Here is a 17,077-nt window from a genome sequence, read left to right as displayed (position 1 = left end):
GATCGTCCCGGTCACGGGTCCGCCGTTTCGACCACGGCGATCGCCTCGCCCGCGTGCACGAGCACGGTGTCGCCGACCCGCACCGCCACGAGCGCCACGCTGATCTCCTCGACCCCGCCGCAGGTCTCGGCCTGGGCCAGCCCCATCGGCAGCAGCGCCGTGACCTTCACCCGTACGGCGACGTCGCCGCACGTCAGGCAGGACTCGCAGGCCGCCTCGTCCATGCCGCTCACGCGCCCGGCTCCGCGTCGTAGAACACGTGAACCAGCTCCCACAGCAGGTGGTACATCGTCATATGGATCTCCCGCGCGACCAGCGGATCGTCGCTCCGCGCCGGCAGCACGTGATCCGCCTCCGCGCACGTCTCGTTCGCCGTCAGGGCGACGGTCAGCATGCCGAGCCCCCGAGCGGCGGCCAGATCGCCGGCCGCCGGCCGCACGCCCACGGCGATGTCCCGCGGCCGGCCCAGGACGGTCAGCCGGGACGGCTCGGCGCCCACGCAGAGCGCCGGCAGCGCGCGCTTGCCCACGATCACCGGATGGGCGAACTCCACCGCCACGTGCGCCGCGTCCGCCGCGCCCTCGGCCCGGCCGAAGGCCAGCAGCCCGCCGCCCTCCCGGAACCGGGCGGCCATGGCGGCCGCGGCGTCGATGACGGCGTCGGCGCCGTCCACCAGCGCCAGGCCCGCGGCGTCACGCCCGGTAAGGAACCGATCCAGCACTCCCGCCATCCCAGCCTCCCGCTTATCGCCTCACATCGCCCATTCCACCGTCCCCGGGTACGGACAGTGACGTGTTCTCCGCAACGCGTCAGGCAAAGGTCCCGGCAAGATTCGCCGCCCCGCGCAGGGCTTGAACACCGGGCCCGTGGATCACGAGAATGATCCGCGACAGGAGAGCCGTTCTCTACGCCGGCGACCGCTCCAGCCCAGGGAGACGATGTGACAGCTCCGCAACCGCACGTCCCGGGGATCGACCCGTCGATTCCCAGTGTGGCCCGGATGTACGACTACTACCTGGGCGGTAAGGACCACTTCCCCGCCGACCGCGAGGCCGCCGAGAAGATCATCGCGATCGTTCCCGAGGTGCGCGAGACGGCGCGCGACAACCGCGCGTTCATCGGCAAGGCCGTGCGCCTGATGGTCGGGCAGGGCATCAGGCAGTTCCTCGACCTCGGGGCCGGTCTGCCCACCCGGGAGAACGTGCACGAGGTCGCGCAGCGGGCCGCTCCCGGGACCCGGGTGGTCTACGTCGACAACGACCCGATCGTCCTGGCGCACGCCCGCGCGCTGCTGGCCGGCGACATCGGCACCGTCGCCGTCTGGGGCGACGTCACCGATCCGGAGGCGATCCTCGGCGACCCCGGCGTCCTCGCCCACGTGGACTTCAGCCGGCCTGTGGGGGTGCTGATCTCGGCCGTGCTGCACTTCGTGCCCGATCACCGGCGGGTGAGCGACATCGTGACGGCGCTGCGCCGCCCGCTGGCGCCGGGCAGCCATCTGCTGATCTCCCACTTCTACGCGCCGGACGTGGCGGATCCGAAGGTCAGGGCGGGGCAGCAGGTGTACAAGACGACCAGGCCGGCGGCGCTGACCGCGCGTTCCCTGCCGCAGATCGCCTCCTACTTCGACGGCCTGACGCTGCTGGAGCCCGGCCTGGTGCCGGTGCGGACCTGGCGGCCGGAGTCCGAGCCCGACCGGCTGCTCGAAGCCGACCTGACCGTCCCCGGGCTCGTCGGCGCGGTCGGCCGCCTCCCCTAGCCGCCGCGTTCAGGGGCGGACGACGTGCGTCTCCGCTGATGGCCGGGGGGTGGCCGGATAGTGCCGGAGGTCGTCCTCCATGCCGGCGGCGGCCGCGTCGAGTGCGGGCAGGACGTCGCGCAGCAGGTCCTCGGGGGTGGCTCGGCTGGCGTGCGTGGCCACGTTCACGGCCGCGACGACCCGGCCGTCCCCGTCGCGCACGGGCACCGCCATCGATCGCACGCCCTCCTCCAGCTCCTGGTCGACCAGCGCGTAGCCGTCCTCGGCCGCCTGCCGCAGGGCCGCCGCGAAGGCGCCCGGAGAGGTGATGGTGTGGCTGGTCAGCGGCTTGAGCGCGATGGCGGCCAGCCGCTCGGCGGGCTGGTCGGCCAGCAGGACCCGGCCCATCGAGGTCGCGTACGCGGGGAACCGGGTGCCCACCGTGATGTTGACGGTCATGATGCTCACCGTGGCCACGCGCGCGACGTACAGAACGTCGTCCCCCGACAACACCGCGACGGAGGCCGACTGGTGGAGGCGGGCCACCAGGTCGGCCAGGTGCGGCTGGACGACCTCGCCCAGCGTGCGCTCCGACAGGTGGGCGTAGCCGAGCTCCATCACCTTGGGCAGCAGGACGAAGCGGGAGCCGTCGGAGGCGGCGTATCCGAGGTGCTCCAGGACCTGCAGTGACCGCCTGACGGTGGCCCGGGGGAGCCCCGTGCTCCTGGCGGAGCCGGCCAGGGTCGCGCCGCCGGGCTCCGCGCCGAGCGAGACCAGCACGGCCAGGCCGCGGGCCAGCGACTGCAGGTAGCCGGGGCCCAGCTCCTTCTTGACGGCACGCGAGACGTCCACGGCGGCGGCCACCGGCCGCTGCGCGGGCGGCCGGTGCACCGGGGCGGAGGCGGAGCCGGGGACAGGACCGGGGCCGGGGACAGGACCGGGGGCGGGGGCGGGCGGGGCAGCCAGGGTGGACTCCATCTCCGCGACCGTCTTGAGCAGCCGGGGCAGGGCGTGCTCGCGCAGGCCGGCCACGGTGTGCCTGCTGCTGTGGCTGACCACGCTGACCGCGCAGACCGGCGTGCCGTCGCGGTCGCGGACGGGCACCGCGACGGCGATCAGGCCAGGCTCGATGAGCTGGTCGTCCTCGGCCCACGTCGCCGCGGGATCGAGCAGCGCCAGGCCGGCCGCGCACCGGGCGGCGGGCAGCAGGTCCCCGACCCGGAAGGCCACCGACATCGTGCGCCGCCGGGTGAACTGGCCGATGAAGCGCACCCCGTCGCCGTCCCGCACGGCCAGCGACACCGACTCCTCCAGCTCCCCGGCCAGCCTCTCGGCGAGCAGGGACAGGGCGTCGCGCAGGCCGCCGCAGCGCAGGTAGGCCGCGCCCAGCTCCATCAGGCGCGGGGCGAGCAGCACGTCACGCTCCCGCGCCCGCAGGTGGCCCAGGTGCACGAAGGTCGCCAGGACCCGGTCGACCGTGGACCTGGCCAGGCCCGTCTCCTGCACCAGGTCGGTCGCCCGCATGCGGCGCACGGGCTCGGACGTCAGCGCGCGCAGAACGCGGAGCCCGCGTTCCAGAGTCCCGGCCGGTTCCATCTCGTCTCCGCTGAGTCAGGGGCGCTTTGACAGGAATGCTGCTATGTACGCATACTCAACTGCATAATAACGAACTAAAGTTCACTATGCGAACACATCCCGGTGAATGGAGCGTCGTGCGGAGAGACAAGGTGGTCGCGACCGCCGAGGAGGCGCTGGCGGGCGTGCGTGACGGCGCGTCGTTCGCGGTCGGCGGCTTCGGCCTCAGCGGCATCCCCAACGTTCTGATCCAGGCCCTGTACGACACCGGGGTGAGCGGGATCTCCGTGGTGTCGAACAACTGCGGCGTCGACGGCGGCGGCCTGGGCATCCTGCTGGCGGCCGGGCGCATCGCCCGCGTGACCGCCTCCTACATCGGCGACAACAAGGAGTTCGCCCGGCAGTATCTGGCCGGGGACCTGGAGGTCGAGCTGACCCCGCAGGGCAGCCTGGCCGAACGGCTGCGCGCGGGCGGCGCCGGCATCCCCGCCTTCTACACGCCCGCCGGGGTCGGCACCCCCGTCGCCGACGGCGGCCTGCCGCTGCGCCACAACCCCGACGGCACGGTCGCCGTCGCCTCGCCGCCCAAGGAGGTGCGCGAGTTCGACGGCCGGACGTACGTGCTGGAGCACGGCATCAGGACGGACTTCGCGCTGGTCCGGGCGGCGAAGGGGGACCGGCACGGCAACCTGGTCTTCAACAAGTCGGCGCGCAACTTCAACCCGCTGTCCGCGATGGCCGGGCACGTCACGGTGGCCGAGGTCGAGGAGCTGACCGAGCTGGACCCCGACGAGGTCCATCTGCCCGGCGTGTTCGTCCAGCGGGTCCTGGTGCTCACCCCCGAGCAGGCCGCGGACAAGGCGATCGAGAAGAGGACCACGTCATGAGCTGGACCCGCGACGAGATGGTCGCCCGCGCGGCGGCCGAGCTGCGCGACGGCGACTACGTCAACCTCGGCATCGGGCTGCCCACCCGCATCCCGTCCTTCCTCCCGCCGGAGGTGGACGTGATCCTGCACTCGGAGAACGGCATCCTCGGCGTCGGGCCCTACCCCGCGCCGGACGCGCTCGACCCCGACCTGATCAACGCCGGCAAGGAGACGGTCACCGTGCGCTCCGGCGCGGCGTTCTTCGACTCGTCGTTGTCGTTCGGCATGATCCGGGGAGGGCACATCGACGTGGCGGTGCTGGGCGCGATGCAGGTCTCCGCGCGCGGCGACCTGGCCAACTGGATGGTTCCCGGCAAGCTGGTCAAGGGCATGGGCGGGGCCATGGACCTGATCCACGGAGCCCGCAAGGTCATCGTGATCACCGACCACAACGCCAAGGACGGCTCCGCGAAGATCGTCAAGGAGTGCTCGCTGCCGCTCACCGGCCAGGCGTGCGTGCACCGCGTCATCACCGACCTCGCCGTCCTCGACATCACCGAGGACGGGCTGAGGCTGGTCGAGACCGCGCCCGGGGTGAGCGTGGCCGAGCTGCGCGAGCGTACGGAAGCTGAGGTTCTGGCATGAAGACCGTCTACGTCGTGGACGCGGTCCGCACCCCCTTCGGCCGCTACGGCGGCGCGCTGTCCGGCATCCGCCCCGACGACCTGGCCGCGCACGTCGTCAGGTCGATCGCCGAGCGCAACGACCTGGAGGCCCCCGACGAGGTCATCCTCGGCAACGCCAACGGCGCCGGCGAGGAGAACCGCAACGTCGCCCGCATGGCCGCGCTCCTCGCCGGGCTGCCGGTCACGACGCCCGGCTCGACGGTGAACCGGCTCTGCGGCTCCGGCATGGAGGCCGTCATCCAGGCGTACCGGATGATCGCGCTCGGCGACGCCGCCACGGTCATCGCCGGCGGCGTGGAGTCGATGACCCGCGCGCCGTGGGTGCTCCCCAAACCGGACAAGGCGTTCCCGGCCGGCGGCCAGGAGCTCGTCTCCACCACGCTCGGCTGGCGGCTGGTCAACCCCGGCATGCCCCCCGAGCACACCGTGCCGCTCGGTGAGGGCGCCGAGCTGATCGCCGACAAGCACCGCGTGGCGCGCGCCGATCAGGACGCGTTCGCGCTGGCCAGCCACCAGAAGGCGGCCAAGGCCACCTTCGACCGCGAGATCGTCCCCATCAACGGCCTGACCAGGGACGAGGGCATCCGCGCCGACTCTTCGCCGGAGGCGCTGGCCAAGCTCAGGCCCGTCTTCCGCAAGGACGGCGGCACGGTCACCGCGGGCAACTCCTCCCCGCTCAACGACGGCGCGGCGGCCCTGCTGCTCACCGACGAGGCCGGGCTGCGCGGCCGCGAACCCCTGGCCAGGATCACCGCGAGCGCGTCCAGCGCGCTCGAACCGCGCTACTTCGGCCTCGGTCCCGTCGAAGCCGCCACCAAGGCCCTGGCCAAGGCGGGCAAGGACTTCGGCGACCTGACCACGGCCGAGCTGAACGAGGCGTTCGCCGCCCAGGTCCTCGGCTGCCTGGCCGAACTGCCCGCCCTCGACCCCGCGATCGTCAACCCGGACGGCGGCGCCATCGCCCTGGGCCATCCGCTCGGCGCCTCCGGGGCCCGCATCACCGGCACCGTGGCCCACCGGCTGGCCGCGGCCGGCTCCGGCACGGGGCTCGCCACCCTCTGCATCGGCGTCGGCCAGGGCCTGGCCGTCATACTCGAAAGGTAGGCACCATGACCCCCCTCACCCAGGGCGAGATCGACCGCGAGATCGCCGAACGCCACGCGGCAGGCGGCGGGGACCATCCGGCCCGCGACTACGCGCCCTACCGCAGCACCCTGCTGCGCCATCCGCGCCAGCCGCTGGTCTCGCTGAAGGACCCGGAGGCCGCCGAGCTGTCCGGGCCCGTCTTCGGCGTCTCGGACGTGACCGCGCTCGACAACGACCTGACCCGCCAGCACCTCGGCGAGCCCCTGGGCGAGCGGATCACCGTACGGGGCCGGGTGCTCGACCGGCAGGGCCGCCCGGTCCGCGGCCAGCTCCTGGAAGTCTGGCAGGCCAACGCCTCGGGCCGCTACCCGCACCAGCGCGACGACCACCCGGCCCCGCTCGACCCCAACTTCACCGGCGTCGGGCGCTGCCTCACCGACGGCGACGGCGGCTACTCCTTCACCACGATCAAGCCCGGCGCCTACCCGTGGCGCAACCACACCAACGCCTGGCGGCCGGCCCACATCCACTTCTCGGTGTTCGGCGCGGCCTTCACCCAGCGCCTGGTCACGCAGATGTACTTCCCCGGCGACCCGCTCTTCCCCTACGACCCGATCCTGCAGTCCGTGACCGACGACAGCGCCCGGCAGCGGCTGGTGTCCACCTACGATCACGACCTGTCCACGCCCGAATGGTCGCTCGGCTACCGCTGGGACATCGTCCTCGACGGCCCCGCCGCGACCTGGATGGAAGAAGGCCGATGAACCCCACCCCCTCGCAGACCGTCGGCCCCTTCTACGGCTACGCGCTGCCGTTCCCCGGCGGCGGCGACATCGCCACCGGCGGGATCACCCTCCACGGCCACGTCTACGACGGCGCCGGCGAGCCGGTGCCGGACGCGCTGCTGGAGTTCTGGCAGGCCGACGCGGACGGCGGCCTGAGCGGCGCTCCCGGCACACTCCGCCGCGACCCGGTGAACGGCGCGGTCATCGGGCGGCACGGCGTCGACTTCACCGGCTTCGGCCGGGTGCCCACCGGCCTCGACGGCCGCTGGACGCTGCGCACGCTCGTGCCCGGCACCGGCTACATCAGCGTCTGCGTGTTCGCCCGCGGCCTGCTGCACCACCTCTACACCCGCGTCTACCTGGCCCCGCACGCCTTTCTTGACACACTGCCGCCTGAGCGGGCACAGACCTTGCTGGCGGCGCGTGAGCGCGACGACCTCTACCGGTTCGACATCCACCTGCAGGGCGAGAAGGAGACGGTCTTCTTTGACTTCGGCTGACCAGCCCCCGGGCGCCGCGCCTGACGGGCTCGCGGGTGCTGCGCCTGACGGGCCCCCGGACGCTGCGGCTGACGGGCTCGCGGGTGCGGACCTCGGGCTGCTGTCGCCCATGCGGGCGGCGGTGGCGGAGACCGGCGACGTGGCGGTGCTGCAGGCGCTGCTCGACGCCGAGGCCGCGCTCACCCGTGCGCAGGCCACCCTCGGGCTGGTCCCGCCGGAGGCGGCCGACGCGGTGACCGCCGCCGCCCGCGCCGACGCGTTCGACCTGCCCGGCCTGGTGGTACGCGCCCGCTCCGGCGGCAACCCGGTCATCCCGCTGGTCCAGGACCTCAGAAAGGCCGCCGCGCCCTACGGCGAGCACGTGCACCACGGCGCCACCAGCCAGGACATCCTCGACACCGCCCTCATGCTGGTCGTCCACCGCACCCTGGCCGCCGTCCTCGCGGACCTGGACCAGGTGATCGACCGGCTCGCCGCGCTGGCGGCCGAGCATCGCGACACCCCGATGGCCGCGCGTACGCTCACCCAGCAGGCGGTGCCGACGACGTTCGGGCTGAAGGCGGCGGGCTGGCACCGGCTCGCCACCGACGCCCGCACCCGGCTCGCCGCCGCCCGCCGCTCGCTCCCGGCCCAACTCGGGGGCGCGGCCGGCACACTCGCCGCCATGCGCCCACCCGGCCCCGCCGGCACCTCCACCAACACGCCCGCCGAAACCGGCACCGGTGCTCACGACGAGGATGCCGGGATTCGGCTGATGGCCGCTTATGCCGTGGAGACCGGGCTGGCCGAGGCGGTGCTGCCGTGGCATGTGTTGCGCACGCCCGTGGCCGACCTGGCCGGGGCGCTGGCGTTCACGGCCGGGGCGCTGGGCAAGCTCGCGGCCGACGTGCTCGTGCTCTCGCGTACCGAGATCGCCGAGGTGACGGAGGGCGTCGGCGGCGGCTCGTCGTCCATGCCCCACAAGCACAACCCGGTCAGGGCCACGATGATCGCCGCCACCGCCCGCCAGGTGCCCGCCCTCGCCGCCGTTCTCTACGCCTGTCTCGCGGCGGAGGACGAGCGGCCGGCCGGGGCCTGGCACGCCGAATGGCAACCGCTGCGCGAGGCGCTCCGCCTGGTCGCCGGCGCCGCCCGCGACGCCGCCGAGCTGCTCGCCGACCTGCGGACGCATCCCGAGCGCATGCGCGCCAACCTGGACATCGACGGTACGCCCGGCTACGCGACCGCCCTGGTCGACCGGGCGCTGGAGGACAAGTGACCCTGTTGCAGCACCGGCTGGACGGCCCGGAACACGGCCTTCCCCTCATTCTCGGCCCCTCGCTCGGCACGTCGGCCCGCGTGTGGGACCCGCAACTGGCCGCGCTGACCCGGACGTTCCGAGTGCTCCGTTTCGACCTGCCAGGTCACGACGGCTCGCCCGCGCACGGCGGTGCGGGATCTGAGCTGACCATGGAGGCCCTCGCGGATGACGTGCTGGAGGTGGCGGCGGCGCACGGCATGGAGCGCTTCCACTACGCGGGCATCTCCATCGGTGGTGCGATCGGGGCCACCCTGGCCGCGCGGCACCCCGGCAAGCTGCTCTCGCTGGCGATGATCTGCTCCTCCGCCAGGTTCGGCGAGCCGGAGGCGTGGCGGGAGCGGGCGCGGCTCGTACGGGAGAAGGGCACGGCCCCGTTGCGGGAGGCGAGCGCCGCGCGGTGGTTCGCCGGCCCCGCCGACCAGGCGCTGCTCGACGATCTCGGGCGAACCGATCCGGCCGGGTACGCCGCCTGCTGCGACGCGCTGGCCGGCTACGACGTACGCGGCGATCTCGGCACGATCGACGTGCCCACCCTGGTGCTGGCCGGGCGGGACGACCCCGCGACCCCGCCCGCCCACGCCCGCGAGCTGGCCGACGGCATCCCCGGCGCCGCGCTCGTGGAGGTGCCCGCCGCCGCCCACCTCGCGAACGTCGACCAGCCGCAGCGGGTCACCGCGGCCCTCCTCGCGCACCTGCCGTCCGAGCCCGGCATGCGGGTGCGCCGCGAGGTGCTCGGTGACGAGCACGTGGACCGGGCCGTCGCCCGCACCACCGGCTTCACCAGGGACTTCCAGGACTTCATCACCCGCTACGCCTGGGGCGAGATCTGGACCAGGCCGGGCCTGGACCGTCGTACCCGGAGCTGCGTCACGCTCACCGCGCTCGTCGCCCACGGCCATCTCGACGAGCTGGCCATGCACGTCCGCGCCGCGCTCAGGAACGGGCTCACCCCGGACGAGATCGGCGAGGTGCTGCTCCAGACGGCCGTCTACTGCGGCGTCCCCGCCGCGAACGCCGCCTTCGCCGTCGCCCAGCGCGTCCTGTCCGAATCCTGAGCCCGCTTGTCACCGTGCGCGGGCCGGGCGTGCCACCCCCGGCTCGCGGGGGCGGGGACGCGAATCTTGCGTGGGCGGGGTAGGGGGTGGGGATGTTCGACGACTTCGAGACCGGCATGATCGACGTGGGCGAGACGGAGCTGTTCGTACGGCACGGCGGCTCGGGCCCCCCGATCCTGCTCCTCCACGGCCACCCCCGCACCCACGCGACCTGGCACCGCGTCGCGCCCCTGCTCGCCCCTCACCACACCGTCATCTGTCCAGACCTGCGGGGATACGGCCGTTCCGGCAAGCCGCCCACCACCCCCGACCACGAGCCCTACTCCAAGCGCGCCATGGCCAGGGACCTGGTCGCCTTGATGCGCACGCTCGGCCACGACCGCTTCGCCGTGGCCGGTCACGACCGCGGCTCGTACGTCGCCCACCGCCTCGCCGTCGACCACCCCCAAGCGGTCACGCGCCTGGTCGTCATGGACGGCGTGCCCATCGGCGAGGCGCTGGCCCGCGCCGACGCGAGGTTCGCGGCGCGGTGGTGGCACTGGTTCTTCCTCGGCCAGAGCGCCAAACCCGCGGAGCGGGTGATCAACGCCGACCCCGACGCCTGGTATCAGGGCAGCGCCGAGCAGATGGGCGCGGAGGCGTACGAGGACTACCGCCGCGCCGTCCACGACCCGGAGACGGTGCACGCGATGTGCGAGGACTACCGCGCCGGGCTGGGCCTGGACCGCGCGGCCGACGACGCCGACCGTGCGGCCGGACGTCGTGTCGCCTGCCCGACGCTGTTCCTCTGGGCCACGAAGGACGACATGGAGGATTTGTACGGGGATCCGCTGGAGGTGTGGCGGTCGTGGGCCGATGACGTGCGCGGCCAGGCGATCGACAGCGGGCACCACGTCGCCGAGGAGGCTCCGGCGGAGGTGGCGGCGGCCCTGCTGACGTTCTTGGGCTCGGGCCCATCACGCTGAGAGGCACTGGCACGGCCCCCGATGTGACAGGGAACGCGGCGATAAGCTGCGCATATGCGCTATCTCATGATGTCTAAGTCCTCCAGCACCCCACCCGGCGACCGCTTGTACGCCGACATGGGCACGTTCATCGAGGAGCTGACCGAAGCCGGCGTCCTCGTGGCGACCGGGGGGCTGGAGGCGGGCGGCATCCTGGTGACCTCCTCGGGCGACAAGGTCACGGTGACGGACGGGCCGTTCGCCGGGGCCATGGCGGCCGTGACCGGGTTCGCGCTGGTCGAGGTGGCGTCGAGGGAAGAGGCGATCGATCTGACCCGCCGCTTCCGTAAGATCGTCGGGGACGGCGAGAGCGTGATCCAGCGGGTGTTCTGAGCCGTGGGCGACGTCCATGGCACCCCCGCCGCGTCCGGCGGCACGCTCGGCGCGGCCTGCCGGGCGTTCCTGAACCGCGACGACCTGGACCCCGGCACGCTGCGCTCGTACGGCCAGACCCTGCGCCGCCTCTGCCGCAGCCTGGGCGAGCACCTGCCGCTGGCCGCCCTCACCCCCGCCGAGGTGGCCCGGGTGTTCGCCACGTCGTGGGGCACAGCGGCCCCCAGGACCTGGAACCGGCACCGGTCGGCGGTGCGCTCGTTCGCCGCCTGGGCCGCGCTGGACGATGTCGCCGCGGGCCTGGACCGGCGCCCCGAGGACAGGACCCGGACGCCTTCGCTCGGCCCGGCGCAGCTCCAGACCCTGCTGGACGATCCCGCCCCGGCTCTGCGCGAGCGCACCCTGTGGTGGCTGCTGCACGAGTCCGCCGCCGCGGTGTCCACCGTGCTCGCTCTCAACGTGGAGGACCTGGACCTGCGGGGCCGCCGGGCCCGTGCGCACGGCGGCTGGGTGACGTGGCGCGCCGGGACCGCGCGGTTGCTCGCGCACCTGGTCGAGGGCCGGGGCAGCGGCCCGGTGTTCCTCGCCGGCCGGCGGCCGGGGCCGGCCCGCGGCGCGGCGGAGGCGGACCTGTGCCCGGAGACGGGACGCCGCCGGCTGTCGTACGAGCGGGCGGAGTACCTCTTCAAGCAGGCCACCAAGCCGCTGGACCCGGCGGGCGACGGCTACACCCTGCGGCGGCTCAAGCCATAGCGCGGCCAGCGCATATCCGAACAAAGCCCGGCGGACCGCATTCCTTTACCGGATCGGTCGCCGGATGTTGCCACTTTTTCACTATTCCTTGCCTAGTACCGGATATTCGGATACGGCGTGGCGTTCTGCCCTGACCTGCGGAAACTGTAAATATCGTACCGGTCTTACCAGCTCGCGCAGGGGGCCGCAATCGGGTCTGCCGGCCAATTCGCGTCGCATTCCACAAAGGACGTCATATGTTTACCCGTACACATGTCACAGCCGCCCGGCCGAAGGCGCGTCAATCGGTGAAGAGAGCGGCGCAGCTGACCATGCGCGGCTCCCTCGCGCTGGCCCTCGCCGCCACCTTCGCCTCCCCGGCGAGCGCGGCGGGCGCCGACGGCCACGGCGACCGGCACGGTGATCACGGCGACCACCACGGTGATCATCACAGCAACACCGGCGGGCGCTGCTCGCCGCGCACCTTCTACAAGGTGCACCGCGTCTCCCCGAGGAACTTCTTCCTGCCCCGCACCCGCTACATCGACGGTCCCGGCGGCTCCATGTCGGTGTCGGTCACGCGGGAGCACGAAGTGCTCGCCTTCCTCGAAACCGAGCGGGAGAAGCAGACGCCGCTGTTTCACGACCAGCTCTCGTTCACGCCCACGGACGTGATCTCCCACCTGCGCAAGCTGGGACTGCCGCACCTTGAGGAGCGGCACATGGTCTACACCGGGCACGAGTACACCCGGGAGGTCAGCCGGGGCATGTACGGCAACATGTGGTACCGCGTCTTCGGTTACCGCATCGGCTGGTCGGCCTGGTCGGTGGTCGGCACGTGCCGCCACCGGAAGATCGCGACCGGCATCGCGAACGTGCCGGCCAGGGTGGAAGGCTGGCGTTATTGGGAGACCAAGCACCCGATGTACAAGAACCGTCGCCTGCCCTTTAACTGACCGTCCCACCGAACGCCGCGAGCCTGAGATAAACGCAGGTCAGGTGGCGTTTCGGGGCCATGGCCGGGTAGGTTGTCAACAGTAGCCCGGGCACGCCGGCGGCCTTCGTACCCGGCGCCCGTCCTGCGAGTTCGACGAGGGGGCAGCATGGCTATTCTCCACTACCTCGGTCTTCTGCCGAGGCCACAACCGACACCGGGCAACGGCGGCAGCGACACCAGCCGGAGTTCGCGCCGCCGGCGGCGCCGTCGCAACTGAGTCGTGCGTGACTCGGCGAAGCCGAGCTTGATTCAGGTCAGGCTCGGCTTTTCGTATGCCGGGCAGGTGCCGCTAGGGTGATGCGCCCGATCCCTTATCGATCAAGGAATGCGCGTGCGCCGTCACCGATTAGCCCCACTCGCCGCTTCCGTCACAGGCGCTTACCTCATCGTGCTCGTGGTCACCGCCGTGACCGCGCTGAACGGCGGGGACATCCGGCTCCTGTGGCGGCTGACGATCCTCTACGACCTCGACGAGGGCGCCCCCGGCAACTGGACGAACGTGCTCCCGCTGTCCCTGGCGGGCGGGGTGCTGGCGTGGGCGCTCTGGCAGACCTTGCGCGGCCCGGCGGCGGGCCGGCCGCCGCTGCTGGACCCGGGCACCCGGCTGCTGCGCACCGTGCTGTACGTCAACGCGGCGTCCTGGGGAGTCCGCGCGTTCATGCCGGTCTGGCCCTGGTGGGCAGGGGTGTGCGACCTGGTGCTGATGCTCGCGCTCATGCTGGCGTTCCAGCCGGCTCTGCGGCGCAACGTGCGCCACGCCGATCTCGCCCTGCTCGCGGGTGCGTCGTCCCTCGCGGTGCTGGCCGCCGATGAGGTGTTCGGCTGGCGGAACCTGGACCTGCTCGCCGCCCTCCTTCTCGCCGGGCTGCTGATCTGGACCGTGCTGGTGTTCGTGGCCCAGCGGCGGGACGGCCGCTGGGGACGGGCGACGATCCTGTACGGCGTCGCCTCCCTGCTGGGCCCGTTCGCGGTCATGTTCGCCGGCAACCTGCCCTACACCGGCAGCGCGCTCGCCACGGCCGCCGACGCCATGATGGTGATCTGGCTGGCCCGATCCGCCCACGACCTCGCCCACCCGGACACCCGGCCGGTCCCGCTCCCGCCGCCGCTCGCCCGGCCGCCCATGCTCGCCGCGGCGCTCGCGTTCACCGCCTGCGTGGCCCCGATCGTCCCGGCCGTGATCAACCTGAACCGCGGCCACCCGCTGTGGATCACGCCGTACGCGCCGATCGGGCGGCTGATGCGCCGGGCCGGTGACTTCCAGCCGATGCTCGGGCCGGCCATCGAGGTCTTCGAGCTCTTCGTCGGCGTCGGCGGGCCGGCCCTCGTGGTCCTGGTCGCCGTCCGCCTGCGGACCAGGCTCGCCCTGCTGGCGGCCATCGGCACGCTGCTCCTCACCGCCGGGGCCGGGCTCGCCGCCCTGGCGCTCTCCGGCCGCCGCGGCCCCGGTCGCGACTCCCAGCTCTGGAACATGAACCTGCCGCTCCATGCCCTGGGCCTCGGCCGGGCGCCGGTCGCCACCCCGGTGTGGATCGCCGTCGCCTGCGTGCTCTCGGCCGTTCTCCTGTGGTGGACCCACACGCTGCGGCGCCACGAGGCGGGCCACCTCATGGTGGTGGTCAAGCCCGCCCCCCGAACCGGTACGGGCCGGTATTAGGCCCAAGAGAGGGGGTAAAAGCCCCGTCGTACGGTGCTGACCTGCGAAAACGCCTCTCACGAGGGGTGCTGCGGGGCGACGGGGGCGTGTGGGGGATCTCTGGTGACCATTGACAGATCACGGACGGCCAAGCCGCCGGCGCCGGTGGAGGTCGAGAAGAGGGGCCGGCTGCTGGCCTCCTGGTTGTCGACCACCGACCACAAGGTCATCGGCTACATGTACCTCATCGCCTCCTTCGTGTTCTTCGCGCTGGCGGGCGTGATGGCGCTGATCATCCGGGCGGAGCTGATGCAGCCGGGGCTGGCGCTGGTCAGCAACCAGACCTACAACGAGCTCTTCACCATGCACGGCACGATGATGATGTTGCTGTTCGCCACCCCGCTGTTCGCCGGGTTCGCCAACGTCATCATGCCCCTGCAGATCGGCGCGCCGGACGTGGCCTTCCCCCGGCTGAACGCGGTCAGCTTCTGGTTGTTCCTGTTCGGCGGGCTCATCGCGGTGAGCGGCTTCTTCACCAACGCGGGCGCGGCCGACTTCGGCTGGTTCGCCTACACGCCGCTGTCGCTCAAGACCTTCTCGTCGTCCATCGGGGGAGACCTGTGGGCGATGGGGTTGCTGATGTCCGGCCTCGGCACGATCCTCGGCGCCGTCAACTTCATCACCACGATCATCTGCATGCGGGCACCGGGCATGACCATGTTCCGGATGTCGATCTTCACCTGGAACGTGCTGCTGACCAGTGTGCTGGTGCTGATGGCGTTCCCGGTGCTGGCCGCCGCCCTGTCCGTGCTGGAGATCGACCGTCAGTACGGCACCCACGTCTTCAGCCCGGCCAACGGCGGGGCGATGTTGTGGCAGCACCTGTTCTGGTTCTTCGGCCATCCCGAGGTCTACATCATCGCGCTGCCGTTCTTCGGCATCATCACCGAGATCCTCCCCGTCTTCAGCCGCAAGCCCATCTTCGGCTACATCGGCCTGGTCGGCGCCACCATCGCCATCGCCGGGTTGTCGATGACCGTCTGGGCGCACCACATGTTCCCGACCGGGCAGGTGCTGCTGCCGTTCTTCTCCTTCTTCACCTTCCTCATCGCGGTGCCGACCGGGGTGAAGTTCTTCAACTGGACCGGCACCATGTGGCGGGGGCACCTGTCGTTCCAGTCGCCGATGTTGTTCGTGGTCGGCTTTCTGATCACGTTCCTGCTCGGCGGCCTGACGGGGGTGATCCTGGGCTCGCCGCCGCTGGACTTCCACATCACCGACTCCTACTTCGTCGTGGCCCACTTCCACTACGTGGTCTTCGGCACGGTGGTGTTCGCGATGTTCGCCGGGTTCTACTTCTGGTGGCCCAAGATGACCGGCCGGATGCTGAACGACAGGCTGGGCAAGGTGCACTTCTGGTTGTTGTTCATCGGCTTCCACACGACCTTCCTCGTGCAGCACTGGCTCGGCGTGGCCGGCATGCCGCGCCGCTACGCCGACTACAGCGCCGTCGACGGCTTCACCGACCTGCACCTCATCTCGTCGATCGGCGCGTTCCTGCTGGGCGCGTCGACGCTGCCGTTCCTCTACAACGTCTGGTGGACCGCCCGCCACGCCGAACGGGTCACCGTCGACGACCCCTGGGGCTTCGGCGGCTCGCTGGAATGGGCCACCTCGTGCCCGCCGCCCCGGCACAACTTCACCAGCATGCCGCGCATCCGCTCCGAACGGCCCGCCTTCGACCTGCATCATCCGCATGTCGGCAAGAAGATCGAAGAGAGCTGACGACCGTGGGCCTGTCACGCGAAGAGCAGCTCATCCTCGCGGCGATCGAGCTGGAGCTGCAGTACAGCCGGCCACGGCTGGCCGGCCATCTCGACGCCTTCAACGCCAGGGCGGACCGGCAGGGGCCGCAGCGCTTCGCCTCGCACGTCAGCCGCCGGGAGCTGATCGCGGTATTCGGCGTCGTGCTCGTCATGTCCGCGCTCATGACGCTGGTCATCCTCTGCTACGGCCGCTGACCGGGCGAGCCGTCGATCGGCGCCCCCGTCCCGGCGCGGCGTGGCACGACGAAGGCCACGTCCGGCAGCCTTGCATGACGAAGGCCACGTCCGGCAGCCTCTGCAGGACGTGGCCTTCCGCGCGGGTCAGCGGCCTTCGGGAACCTCCACCAAAGGGGTGTCCACCAGGTGCTCGATCAGGAACCAGGTCTCCAGCTCGCCGGTGCGGATGACCTCCGAGACGAGCAGGTCGTTGGTGCCGTCGTCGCCCATGTCCTGGGCGCGGGCGGCGGCGTCGTGGCTGGCGACGAGGATGGTCTCGTGCGCCTCGATCAGGCGGGAGAGCATGGCCGGCACCTCCTCGGCGCCGTTGGGCGGGCGCGGGATCACGGTGATCTCCGCCACGTGACGGGGGTCGCCGATCGCGACGCCGCCGAGGGTCTGGACCCGCTCGGCGATCTTGTCGACCAGTTCGAGCTGCTCGGCCGCGTGCTTGTCCAGGAGCAGGTGGAGCTGGTAGAAGGTCGGGCCGCGCATCAGCCAGTGGTGCTTCTTGTAGAGGCTGTGCAGAATCTGCGTGTCGGCCAGGATCTGGTTGAGCCGCTGGCAGGAGTATTCACGCGCGTCCGCGGAGAGCCCGAGCGGGAACATCCGCACGGTGCCGAACTCCTGGATCTCCACGCCGTTCACGTGCAGCCACGGCTGGCTGCTGCCCTTGGGCCGGGCGGCCTTGGTGGAGCGTTTGGTGGGTGACACGCGAGTCTCCTCGGTTTTGCGACAAG

The 17,077-nt window shown here is 71.9% G+C and carries 19 protein-coding genes; 15 read left to right on the top strand and 4 right to left on the bottom strand.

What is annotated here, in order from left to right; translation table 11 throughout:
• Nucleotides 1-11 precede the first annotated feature (11 nt).
• Both ACWD0F_RS37305 and ACWD0F_RS37300 read right to left on the bottom strand, forming a co-directional pair.
• Nucleotides 12-224 carry a HypC/HybG/HupF family hydrogenase formation chaperone gene (locus ACWD0F_RS37305; protein WP_449884793.1) on the bottom strand — a complete coding sequence of 71 codons (213 nt, stop codon included), beginning with the start codon at nucleotides 222-224 and terminating at the stop codon, nucleotides 12-14.
• Nucleotides 225-229: 5 nt separating this feature from the next.
• A complete protein-coding gene (locus ACWD0F_RS37300; protein ID WP_449884713.1) occupies nucleotides 230-730 on the bottom strand; it encodes a phosphoheptose isomerase in 501 nt (166 codons plus the stop codon).
• A gap of 210 nt (nucleotides 731-940) precedes the next feature.
• Here ACWD0F_RS37300 and ACWD0F_RS37295 point away from each other — a divergent pair, with 210 nt between their 5' ends.
• Nucleotides 941-1,759 (top strand): SAM-dependent methyltransferase, encoded by an 819-nt coding sequence (locus tag ACWD0F_RS37295; RefSeq protein WP_449884711.1) that lies wholly within the window; start codon nucleotides 941-943, stop codon nucleotides 1,757-1,759.
• A gap of 9 nt (nucleotides 1,760-1,768) precedes the next feature.
• Here the strand turns inward: ACWD0F_RS37295 and ACWD0F_RS37290 are convergent, their stop codons facing one another.
• Entirely contained in the window at nucleotides 1,769-3,334 is a 1,566-nt protein-coding gene (locus ACWD0F_RS37290) for an IclR family transcriptional regulator domain-containing protein (RefSeq protein ID WP_449884708.1), read from the bottom strand.
• 116 nt (nucleotides 3,335-3,450) lie between these two features.
• On the opposite strand from ACWD0F_RS37290, the gene ACWD0F_RS37285 reads away from it, so the two are divergent.
• The 14 genes from ACWD0F_RS37285 (at nucleotide 3,451) to ACWD0F_RS37220 (ending at nucleotide 16,316) form a co-directional block, all read left to right on the top strand.
• A complete protein-coding gene (locus ACWD0F_RS37285; RefSeq protein ID WP_449884705.1) occupies nucleotides 3,451-4,200 on the top strand; it encodes a CoA transferase subunit A in 750 nt (249 codons plus the stop codon).
• A complete protein-coding gene (locus tag ACWD0F_RS37280) occupies nucleotides 4,197-4,826 on the top strand; it encodes a CoA transferase subunit B (RefSeq protein ID WP_449884702.1) in 630 nt (209 codons plus the stop codon). Before ACWD0F_RS37285 ends, ACWD0F_RS37280 begins: the two co-directional genes overlap by 4 nt.
• Nucleotides 4,823-5,971 carry a thiolase family protein gene (locus tag ACWD0F_RS37275; RefSeq protein WP_449884699.1) on the top strand — a complete coding sequence of 383 codons (1,149 nt, stop codon included), beginning with the start codon at nucleotides 4,823-4,825 and terminating at the stop codon, nucleotides 5,969-5,971. The genes ACWD0F_RS37280 and ACWD0F_RS37275 overlap by 4 nt, the downstream gene beginning before the upstream one ends.
• A gap of 5 nt (nucleotides 5,972-5,976) precedes the next feature.
• Entirely contained in the window at nucleotides 5,977-6,717 is a 741-nt protein-coding gene (pcaH, locus tag ACWD0F_RS37270; RefSeq protein WP_449884697.1) for a protocatechuate 3,4-dioxygenase subunit beta, read from the top strand.
• Nucleotides 6,714-7,238, top strand: coding sequence for a protocatechuate 3,4-dioxygenase subunit alpha (gene pcaG, locus ACWD0F_RS37265; RefSeq protein WP_449884695.1), 525 nt, complete (start codon nucleotides 6,714-6,716; stop codon nucleotides 7,236-7,238). Before pcaH ends, pcaG begins: the two co-directional genes overlap by 4 nt.
• A complete protein-coding gene (gene pcaB, locus ACWD0F_RS37260; RefSeq protein ID WP_449884693.1) occupies nucleotides 7,225-8,496 on the top strand; it encodes a 3-carboxy-cis,cis-muconate cycloisomerase in 1,272 nt (423 codons plus the stop codon). Before pcaG ends, pcaB begins: the two co-directional genes overlap by 14 nt.
• Nucleotides 8,497-8,498: 2 nt before the next feature.
• Entirely contained in the window at nucleotides 8,499-9,593 is a 1,095-nt protein-coding gene (pcaDC, locus tag ACWD0F_RS37255; RefSeq protein ID WP_449884790.1) for a bifunctional 3-oxoadipate enol-lactonase/4-carboxymuconolactone decarboxylase PcaDC, read from the top strand.
• Between the two features lie 92 nt (nucleotides 9,594-9,685).
• Complete coding sequence (locus tag ACWD0F_RS37250; protein ID WP_449884690.1) at nucleotides 9,686-10,558, top strand: alpha/beta hydrolase; 873 nt, start codon at nucleotides 9,686-9,688, stop codon at nucleotides 10,556-10,558.
• Between the two features lie 54 nt (nucleotides 10,559-10,612).
• Nucleotides 10,613-10,930 (top strand): YciI family protein, encoded by a 318-nt coding sequence (locus tag ACWD0F_RS37245; protein ID WP_449884688.1) that lies wholly within the window; start codon nucleotides 10,613-10,615, stop codon nucleotides 10,928-10,930.
• Nucleotides 10,931-10,933: 3 nt separating this feature from the next.
• The gene (locus ACWD0F_RS37240; RefSeq protein ID WP_449884686.1) at nucleotides 10,934-11,683 is read left to right on the top strand and encodes a tyrosine-type recombinase/integrase; all 750 of its coding nucleotides are present in this window, start codon (nucleotides 10,934-10,936) and stop codon (nucleotides 11,681-11,683) included.
• 287 nt (nucleotides 11,684-11,970) lie between these two features.
• A complete protein-coding gene (locus ACWD0F_RS37235; RefSeq protein WP_449884683.1) occupies nucleotides 11,971-12,618 on the top strand; it encodes a hypothetical protein in 648 nt (215 codons plus the stop codon).
• A gap of 435 nt (nucleotides 12,619-13,053) precedes the next feature.
• Nucleotides 13,054-14,316: a hypothetical protein gene (locus tag ACWD0F_RS37230; RefSeq protein ID WP_449884681.1), complete on the top strand. Its 1,263-nt coding sequence runs from the start codon at nucleotides 13,054-13,056 to the stop codon at nucleotides 14,314-14,316.
• Between the two features lie 102 nt (nucleotides 14,317-14,418).
• Entirely contained in the window at nucleotides 14,419-16,080 is a 1,662-nt protein-coding gene (gene ctaD, locus ACWD0F_RS37225; RefSeq protein ID WP_449884678.1) for an aa3-type cytochrome oxidase subunit I, read from the top strand.
• Between the two features lie 5 nt (nucleotides 16,081-16,085).
• On the top strand, nucleotides 16,086-16,316 hold the full coding sequence (locus ACWD0F_RS37220; protein ID WP_449884676.1) for a hypothetical protein: 231 nt from the start codon (nucleotides 16,086-16,088) through the stop codon (nucleotides 16,314-16,316).
• A gap of 126 nt (nucleotides 16,317-16,442) precedes the next feature.
• Here the strand turns inward: ACWD0F_RS37220 and ACWD0F_RS37215 are convergent, their stop codons facing one another.
• Nucleotides 16,443-17,051 carry a Dps family protein gene (locus ACWD0F_RS37215; protein ID WP_449884673.1) on the bottom strand — a complete coding sequence of 203 codons (609 nt, stop codon included), beginning with the start codon at nucleotides 17,049-17,051 and terminating at the stop codon, nucleotides 16,443-16,445.
• Nucleotides 17,052-17,077: the final 26 nt, after the last annotated feature.

It is taken from the genome of Nonomuraea sp. NPDC002799 (genome assembly GCF_053592075.1).
Note: the sequence above shows the minus strand (reverse complement) of the source record. Positions and strands in the feature narration are given on the sequence as shown.

Bases quoted from the DNA above. Each gene is read 5' to 3' on its own strand.
- ACWD0F_RS37305 (WP_449884793.1), bottom strand. From the start codon at position 224: ATGGACGAGGCGGCCTGCGAGTCCTGCCTGACGTGCGGCGACGTCGCC.
- ACWD0F_RS37300 (WP_449884713.1), bottom strand. From the start codon at position 730: ATGGCGGGAGTGCTGGATCGGTTCCTTACCGGGCGTGACGCCGCGGGC.
- ACWD0F_RS37290 (WP_449884708.1), bottom strand. From the start codon at position 3,334: ATGGAACCGGCCGGGACTCTGGAACGCGGGCTCCGCGTTCTGCGCGCG.
- ACWD0F_RS37280 (WP_449884702.1), top strand. From the start codon at position 4,197: ATGAGCTGGACCCGCGACGAGATGGTCGCCCGCGCGGCGGCCGAGCTG.
- ACWD0F_RS37275 (WP_449884699.1), top strand. From the start codon at position 4,823: ATGAAGACCGTCTACGTCGTGGACGCGGTCCGCACCCCCTTCGGCCGC.
- pcaH (WP_449884697.1), top strand. From the start codon at position 5,977: ATGACCCCCCTCACCCAGGGCGAGATCGACCGCGAGATCGCCGAACGC.
- pcaG (WP_449884695.1), top strand. From the start codon at position 6,714: ATGAACCCCACCCCCTCGCAGACCGTCGGCCCCTTCTACGGCTACGCG.
- ACWD0F_RS37250 (WP_449884690.1), top strand. From the start codon at position 9,686: ATGTTCGACGACTTCGAGACCGGCATGATCGACGTGGGCGAGACGGAG.
- ACWD0F_RS37245 (WP_449884688.1), top strand. From the start codon at position 10,613: ATGCGCTATCTCATGATGTCTAAGTCCTCCAGCACCCCACCCGGCGAC.